Raw genomic sequence first — 8,149 nt, forward strand, 5'->3', positions numbered from 1 at the left:
TCGCTTGAATTTTTAAGGGCGATTTATATCAATTTATGATGATATATTCCAGTTAGGAATGGCTAATCGGTATAACCTGTAATTATACTTACTATGTTTTGTATTTATATTCTTGATAAAGGGTGGAATTTACAGCAATTTGTATAAACTTTGAGTGATGTTTATCACTCCGTTGTGCAATAAGGTGATTGTTCTAGTAGCGTATTAAAGAATAGTGTACGGCTCTTCCAGCTAAATTCATCTAATGTGAATTCGAGTATTTGGTTTTGCCATGTGGTTAACTCATCATTGCCAGTCAACATCATAACCACGATGAGCTTGATGGCAGAAAAATATTTGGCGTGTATTGAAAGTGCATGTTTATCCATCAATTCAGTTTCAGCAAAAGCATTGTGCATGCTTGAATATTTGAAATACTTTTGAATAAATTGTTCGAACTCAGCGTTATCAAGCTGTTCAAACCCAAAAATATGCGCGATGGATAAGGGCTTTTGAGAAAACTGGTCGGATGGCGTTTTTATCAGTCGCATCACTTGAGAGTCATGTTTAGACAACATAAAGTATATTGCAGCGGTAAACGGGCCAAGTAGTGTTTCAAATAGATCCGACTTAGAATGCTGAGTCAAAACGTAAATGACTTTGTTAAATAAGGCATATTTACACCATATGTCGGTGGAGAAAGGGTGGGGTTTATCGGCTAATAGTGTTTCAAGTAATACGCGTTGACACAGTAAACCCGCAGTATCCAACCCTACCATTGTCAAACAGTGTCTTAGGGTCGTAGCCTTTTGACCTTGTCGATTATACTGTCGTGCGGCTTGTCGTAGCGCATGTTCAAGCTGTGTGAAAGGCGCAATATTTTTTTCTATTGCTTTGAATTCAACATATTCATCACTTCCTAATTCAGCAATGGCATCTAAAATGGACTCAGAGGTAGGAAGTTCAGACGGGGTCATTCTGACTAGATCGTTAAACCAGATGCTATATAGTAGGGTTTTATCATCGGTGATAATTGGTTTATATATTAAGCTCAATTGCTTAGTTGTTTTGACAATACCTTTTACTTGTGTATTTTCTAGTAACGCAAGTGTTACAGTTTTCCCTTCCTTAGCGAGAAGCAGTGCATTACTTTTTTTATAGGATACCATTGCTCCTGACGGGCAGTCGGAAAATTGCTTAGCAAGTGTTACTAAACTCGATTGAGCAAAGACGTTATGTGTATTGAGGTACAGTGACTTTATCGCTTGTATGACACTAAATGTTCTTACTTGAGGTCTGGGTGTGATCGCTTTGGCTATACGTTTAGACAAACATACAAGCACCGTTGTATTGTCATACAAGGGTATGTTTTTAACCCCAGTTATTGAAGCGGTGTATTTATCTAGCCGAGCAAGTATCCTTTGTAACTGACCATTAGGGACTTTAGCACTATTTAGCATTTTAATAGCAATTTGATGACGTAGGTTGAGTAATTTTTGTTCTTGTGATGAAAGAGGTTTACCACTTGCCTTACGGTTGGTTTCATTGGTGCTGCAGATGTGATCTGATAAACAAGCAAGTACCAGCTCTTCTGTAAACTCAGGTGAGTAACCATTTGCTTTGCATAATGCACAGATAAGGATCGATTGATTGACAACTAAATTTGTTGTGTAGCCATGGTTTTTGGCATAAAACTGTAAATGAGCATGAAGGGCATTCGGTACTTGTGTGTACAATAGCACAAACCGTTCAGCAAGTTGGGTTAATACCGGGTAAATTGTAGGCCATTTTTCTTTACTATAGTAAAGCCGAAGCGCCTGATGGGTATGCTCAAGTAGACGCTTTAGTTGGTTAGGATTTGCTTTAAAAGCTTGCACTAATTGAACGCCTTCTCATAGGCTACCGAGGCGCTAGGCCCCCAAAGCGTCAGTTTTCCATTTTTAAATAACAAACCAGTACATTCATCTTTGGTTGTAATCCCATCAGGTTTAACCAGTTGAGTTCTAAAGTAAACAATTTGAACAATGTCATTGTTTTTCTTCTTTAAAAATGTCAAATCGGGGCTTCCAAGCGTTTCGAGTACGTCGTCAATAGCAATATGTTCCCCTATTTTAAGCTTTGAGATAAAGCGATTATTAAACGCTTCTCTATCTTGCCAAATCATAGCTTGAGGATCATCCTTGTAGAAGTTGATGACAAGCATAACAATGACTGCATAAACCGCTAGCCCCAAAATAATATAACGTAATACTTTTTTTATCATGTAAGGCTCACCAAATAATTAGCTTTAAGTATAGCAAAGCGCATTGTTTGAAAAATATAGTTGCGACTAACGTATATGATTCAATCTTATCTGACTTAAATTGAAGCCTAAATGAATGTCGGTTCGTAACGTGACTAAATTTTTACTAATAATAAAATCATCCATGCCCCTATTTAACTTATTTTTTAAGCTTTGTTTGCAATCATCACTCGCCAGTGCTGACTCAATATCACCGAACTTGTTTAGCAGTTGTGAGGCTGATTTATTGCCTACACCTAGCACACCTGGGATATCGTTGGTTTTGTCTCCAGCGAGCGCCCAGAGATCAATAAGTAAATGTTTTGGGACATCGAAACGTTCCGTAATTTCTTGCTCCGTTAACCAGTTCTTTTTAAAATAGTCAAATACACTAATGTACTCACTTGTCAGAGGATAAAAACCTTTATCTGTAGAGATAATCGTAGAGTGAATTCTTCCCGCTTGTGCTTTAGCCGCTAACGTTGCAATGATATCGTCAGCTTCATCTTGCAATGGTCGATATGCTGTAACGCCAAGCTCCGAAAAAGCATCAGCCATAATATTTAAATTATCGGCAAGTAAACTGGGCATAGGTTTACGAGAATGCTTATATTGCTCAAAATAATGATAACGCCAGCTTTTATCGCCATCAAATATAGCAATCATGTGAGTTGCGTTAGTTGCTTTGATTATTTTTTGCGTTGCGTGTTTCACGCGAGACTTGCAAGATGAAATTATATGCTGGTCACTGTGGTGACTTTGTTGTACATCTACAGCAAAAATGCGCCGAATTAAATTCAGCGCGTCAATAAGTACTAAGTTTTTTTTCATGCTTTTATTTTATAACACGGTATATATTTACTGCCTGGAAGCTTCATTCTACCTTGATCAACAAATGCTTGCAGAAGTTTATCCATATCTTTCATTAAAGAGGTATCACCACTTAAAATATAGGGGCCGTGGCTTTGTATTGCTTTTATTCCTTCATCTTTTACATTACCCGCAACAATTCCAGAAAATGCTCGTCGCAGATTGGCGGCTAATTGTTGTGTAGGTTGTTCTAGATGTAAATTAAGACCAGACATATTATCGTGAGTAGGCGCAAATGGCATTTGAAACTCATTGTCAATTTTTAATGTCCAGTTGAAATAGTATGCGTCACCTTGCTCCTTTCTATATAAACGAACATCTGCCATACTGCTTTTGAGCTTCTTGGCGACAAGCTCGGGGTCGTCAACAATGACTTCAAACTTACTAAGTGCTTCTTTACCTAAAATACTTTCAACAAATGCGCAAATCTCATTGAAATAGGCTGCAGACTCTTTTGGCCCTGTTAAAACAACAGGTAAGCATTGCTTAGCGTTCTCAGGGTGAAGTAGTATACCGAGTAAATAAAGTAACTCCTCGGCAGTTCCCGCACCTCCTGGGAAAATAATAATACCATGTGACATACGGACAAACGCTTCTAAACGTTTTTCTATATCAGGCAGTATCACTAACTCATTCACAATCGGGTTAGGTGGTTCAGCAGCAATAATACTGGGTTCAGTTAACCCTAAATAGCGATTACTGGTGATACGTTGTTTTGCATGACCAATGGTGGCACCCTTCATTGGGCCCTTCATTGCTCCGGGTCCACAGCCAGTACATATATTCATACCACGTAAACCAAGCTGATACCCAACTTCCTTGGTGTATTTATATTCAGTTTCGTTAATTGAGTGGCCCCCCCAACAAACGATCAAATTCGGGTCTGTGTTTACTTGTAATGCATCTGCATTACGAAGCATATCGAAAACCATATGTGTGATTTCACGGGGTTCTTCGATTTGTTCTTGATGCTTTTGGCAAATAAAAAGGATGTCACGAATGACAGAAAAAATGTGTTCGTGGATCCCTATGATGATCTCACCGTCAACAAAAGCCGTACTAGGTGGGTTATCTAACTCGATTTTAATTCCGCGTTCTCTAGCAATAAGGCGAATAGCGAAATCTTGGTATTTATTATAGATTTCTGAACTTGAGTCAGTATGGCTACCAACATTTAGTACTGCAAGTGCACAGTTTCTAAACAATCGATAGCGTTCACTATGTGATGATTGTTGCAGTAAGTCTACTTCTAATTGAGATAGAAGATTCAAAACACCTGTTGGGTTTAACTGTATTTGCATAGGCATACTCCTTGTTATTCACGAAGACAAATTCGGTCTCTCCCGCTATTTTTTGCTTCGTAAAGTGCATCATCTGCTCTATCAAAAGCCGACAACGGTGTATCACCATCTCTAAATTGTGTTGCACCTAAAGAAATAGTGATTTGTACTTGTTTTTCTTTAAATTTAAAGGGGATCGACTTAATTGTGGTTCTTACCTTCTCTAACGGTTGTTTTGCTTGGCCTAGTGGCATACCAGGCATAAGTAAAACAAACTCTTCGCCGCCATAACGCGCAATAAAATCTGTTTTTCTAATAGATTTTTTCAATGCGCGAGCAATGACTTGCAGTGTTTTGTCACCGGCGCTGTGACCATACTGATCATTGATAGATTTGAAGTGATCAACATCAATTACAACGAGCGTTACATCAGATTTTTGCACATCGAATAAATGAAACTCTTGGTTAAATCTATCATCAAATGCGGCTCTGTTAGGTAGCTTGGTAAGCCCATCTAACAAGCTCTTAAAACGTTGTTCTGATAAGCGCTTTTTATAATTAGTTACTTTAGATTCAAGTACATTAATGCGCTCGTTAATTTGCTCGAAGCTTGCAAAAAGGGCTTCTTTATCAGCTCGCTCTAATCTTTCTCGCTCAACCAAATCGTGACTTAGAATCTTCAGTTCTCCGTCCACTAATGATTTAAGCTCTGCTATCGATGTCGCTTTTTGAGTTTGTTCATTGAGGTTTTTTATTTTTGATTCAATTTGCTTATTTAAACCATTAAGCTCATGACTCATTGAACGTGAGTTTTTGGTTGTACTAATAATCGATGTATGAAGTTCTTCTAGTGTTTGGTTTAACGACACCAAAAAACCCTGCGCAGATTGACGCTCTCTGGCAATACTTTTTGCAATGATCCTTATTATCCCTAAACCGGACTCTAACAATACGTCGACATTGTCATTAAGACTAATATTATTCTTTATCGCTTTTACTTCATTAGCAACATCTTCATCAAAAATAAGCTCGTTAGCCAGTGCGAGTAATTCAGCTGCAATCTCAGGGTTTTTATCAGAACGATTATTTGCGTCAGAGTCAGTTAAAATAGTTGCTTTACTTTGCAATGTCTTGTGATAAATCGTCACGAGTTTATCAAGGATTGGTATAAACTCGTTCGTGGACTGCACGTCCAATTCATGATCAAGTAAATGGCGTAACATTCGTCTGCCATCTTCAGGTAAACCTTTTACTCTTTGAAGTTGTTTTCCTGAGATTGTGATAGATTCCAGTAATTTTCTATGATTAGCAGAATTCACCGCTTCTTGTTGCTTAAGCATTGCTGACATATTGTCGATTAACGGGGCAAATTCCTCAAAATCCATGCCTTTGTTAAGCGCACTTCTAAATTTAGCAAGTTGGTTATCTAGGGCAACGTCTTGTCCTTTGCAGCTTAGCGATAATTTCGCAGAAAATTGAGAAAGCACATCTACTTGATGTTTTCTTGCTGTTTCTAAGGCCTTGCGAACTTTTATTGCTTGTCCGAGTTTTTTTTCTAATTGCTCAGTATTATCAGTCACAAATATAGACCACTTCCATCGTAGATAAACACGCTTTTAAGTTTACAACAAATATTTGATTAATGTAGATGATTTTGTAATTAGCTGCTAATTATTCATCCAATAATGTAGATTCACCGCGTTTTTTAAATAATCGGTCGTATCTTTGTTAGGGTCCGTGAAACCGACTTTATGTAGAAATAATTATGATTAAAAATACTGCTTGGCTAGCCTTGACGGCATTGCCGTTTTTGTCTTTTGCTGAGGTTGAATATAGGCTGAAAATAGATCAACCAGAACATCATTTAGGCAATGTATCAATTTCATTTCCAAAATTAGCGCAATCTCACATTGATATCCAGTTGCCCGATTGGCGGACTGGTCGTTACGAGATTTTGAATTTGGCAAATGGTGTACGTTTGTTCTCTGCAACAAATAGCCTTGGAGTAGCATTAGAGTGGAATAAAGTAGATAAAAATACTTGGCGAGTCCATTTTGATAAGCCAACTGAAGTGAATGTGAATTACCAAGTATACGCGAATGAGCTTGGCCTGCGTGCTAGGCACATCGATGATAGTCATGCATTCATTGATGCTTCAGGGTTTTTCATGTTTAGTGACTCATTCAGGCAAGAGTCCATTAATGTTGAGTTGGAAGTTCCCAAAGCGTGGCGTTCTGTTTCTGGCATGAAATTCGGTGACAATCAACACAGTTTTGTTGCTCAAAACTATGATGTGTTACTAGATTCGCCAATTGAGACTGGTATAAATGATTTAAGTAAGTTTGAAGTCGATGGCCGACAATATGAGTTAGTTGTTTGGGGTGAGGGCAATTATGATATTGCGCTTATGTTGCGAGACCTTAAAAAGCTAGTCAAAACTGGGTCGCTGATCTGGGATGATTATCCGTATGAGCGTTACGTATTTATGGTACACGCTACAAGTGGTGCCCGAGGCGCTACCGAACATTTAAATTCAACTATAATCCAGAGGCACAGAGATAAGTTTTCAAAAAGAAAAGATTATATAGGTTTCATTTCTACTGCGGCGCACGAATTCATTCATACATGGAATGTTAAAAATTATCGCCCTTCTGGCCTAGTTCCTTACGATTATGTCGACATTAACTATAGTGATCTTTTATGGTTGGCGGAGGGTTCTACGAGTTATTTAGAAGATTATCTATTACTAAGTGCAGGAATAACCACCAATCAAGAGTACTTCAAAAGTTTGACTCGCTCAATTAACCGGCATTTGGCGACCCCTGGTCGAGAAGTTCAATCTGCGGCGGAAACCAGCTTTGATAAGTGGATTAATCAAGGAGGAGATCATGGCCGAAATTATAGTACAAACATTTATTCTGAAGGTGCGTTAATATCTATGGCATTGGATATTACGTTATTAAAGGATTCTGATGGTGCGGTAAGTTATAAAGATGTTCATCGGGAACTTTACAAGCAATTTAAGCTGCCAAAATCTTTTACCAGTCAGGATGTGAAGAATATACTGAAGCAAGTGAGCGGTAAAGATTATTCTCACTGGTGGACTACGCACGTAGATAGTCCATTAGACATTGACTTTGACGAACTACTCAGTTTGGTTGGTTTACAACATGTACTGCCTACATCGGCTGAAATAACCGCGAGTATTAATGCTCAGGCTAGTATTTCAGGTGAGTTGTTACTCTTAACACATGTAGCTCGTAATGGAGCTGCTTGGAATGGGGGATTGACAGCAGGTGATAAAATCGTCGCCATTGATGGCCATCATGTAAGGAATTCGTTGGCACAAACGCTAAAGTTATTAAAACCTGAAAAAAAAGTCCGTGTAGATTTTATTCGTAGACATAAAATAAATAGCACTTATATTACTTTAGAAAAAGCCTATAATATGCCTAAAGAAGTGAAGGCAATTAAAAACCCATCAAAATTTCAGAGGGAAATGTATCAATCTTGGATGGGAGTATCACATCCATATAGTATGTAGGTTTATATTGAATGTTACTTTTTATTTAATTATGGCCATATAAAATTTCTGAATTTATAATAAGCGGAGTTAACTTCGCTTATTATTTACTATCTAATGTATTTTTCAGTGCCTTGTTGATCAAATAGAGGACTACTAATCAATTGCTTAATTTTAACTCTGTAGTTGGTATTTGGACATATCTAGCCTGTTTAT

Annotated in this window: 6 protein-coding genes; 1 reads left to right on the plus strand and 5 read right to left on the minus strand. The window is 37.9% G+C overall.

All coding sequences use genetic code 11. From position 1 onward, the window contains the following. Nucleotides 1-164: 164 nt before the first annotated feature. The 5 genes from J8L97_RS06195 to J8L97_RS06215 all read right to left on the minus strand — a co-directional run bounded on the left by J8L97_RS06195 (nucleotide 165) and on the right by J8L97_RS06215 (nucleotide 5,990). Entirely contained in the window at nucleotides 165-1,856 is a 1,692-nt protein-coding gene (locus tag J8L97_RS06195) for a hypothetical protein (protein WP_210994885.1), read from the minus strand. After that, nucleotides 1,856-2,242: a DUF3192 domain-containing protein gene (locus J8L97_RS06200; protein WP_192509242.1), complete on the minus strand. Its 387-nt coding sequence runs from the start codon at nucleotides 2,240-2,242 to the stop codon at nucleotides 1,856-1,858. Before J8L97_RS06200 ends, J8L97_RS06195 begins: the two co-directional genes overlap by 1 nt. Nucleotides 2,243-2,308: 66 nt before the next feature. Next, nucleotides 2,309-3,091 carry a flap endonuclease Xni gene (xni, locus tag J8L97_RS06205; protein WP_210994886.1) on the minus strand — a complete coding sequence of 261 codons (783 nt, stop codon included), beginning with the start codon at nucleotides 3,089-3,091 and terminating at the stop codon, nucleotides 2,309-2,311. After that, the gene (ppnN, locus tag J8L97_RS06210; protein WP_211048265.1) at nucleotides 3,088-4,431 is read right to left on the minus strand and encodes a nucleotide 5'-monophosphate nucleosidase PpnN; all 1,344 of its coding nucleotides are present in this window, start codon (nucleotides 4,429-4,431) and stop codon (nucleotides 3,088-3,090) included. Before ppnN ends, xni begins: the two co-directional genes overlap by 4 nt. A 14-nt stretch (nucleotides 4,432-4,445) precedes the next feature. Further along, complete coding sequence (locus J8L97_RS06215) at nucleotides 4,446-5,990, minus strand: GGDEF domain-containing protein (protein WP_210994888.1); 1,545 nt, start codon at nucleotides 5,988-5,990, stop codon at nucleotides 4,446-4,448. A gap of 185 nt (nucleotides 5,991-6,175) precedes the next feature. On the opposite strand from J8L97_RS06215, the gene J8L97_RS06220 reads away from it, so the two are divergent. After that, nucleotides 6,176-7,954, plus strand: a complete 1,779-nt coding sequence (locus J8L97_RS06220) for a M61 family metallopeptidase (protein WP_211048266.1) — start codon at nucleotides 6,176-6,178, stop codon at nucleotides 7,952-7,954. The last annotated feature ends 195 nt before the right edge of the window (nucleotides 7,955-8,149 follow it).

Origin of the sequence: Pseudoalteromonas sp. MMG012 (genome assembly GCF_018100875.1) — a bacterium.
In the GTDB taxonomy this organism is placed as follows: Bacteria; Pseudomonadota; Gammaproteobacteria; order Enterobacterales; family Alteromonadaceae; genus Pseudoalteromonas; species Pseudoalteromonas aurantia.

Coding starts and splice junctions, on each gene's coding strand:
- J8L97_RS06200 (WP_192509242.1), bottom strand. CDS start 2,242: ATGATAAAAAAAGTATTACGTTATATTATTTTGGGGCTAGCGGTTTAT.
- xni (WP_210994886.1), bottom strand. CDS start 3,091: ATGAAAAAAAACTTAGTACTTATTGACGCGCTGAATTTAATTCGGCGC.
- ppnN (WP_211048265.1), bottom strand. CDS start 4,431: ATGCAAATACAGTTAAACCCAACAGGTGTTTTGAATCTTCTATCTCAA.
- J8L97_RS06220 (WP_211048266.1), top strand. CDS start 6,176: ATGATTAAAAATACTGCTTGGCTAGCCTTGACGGCATTGCCGTTTTTG.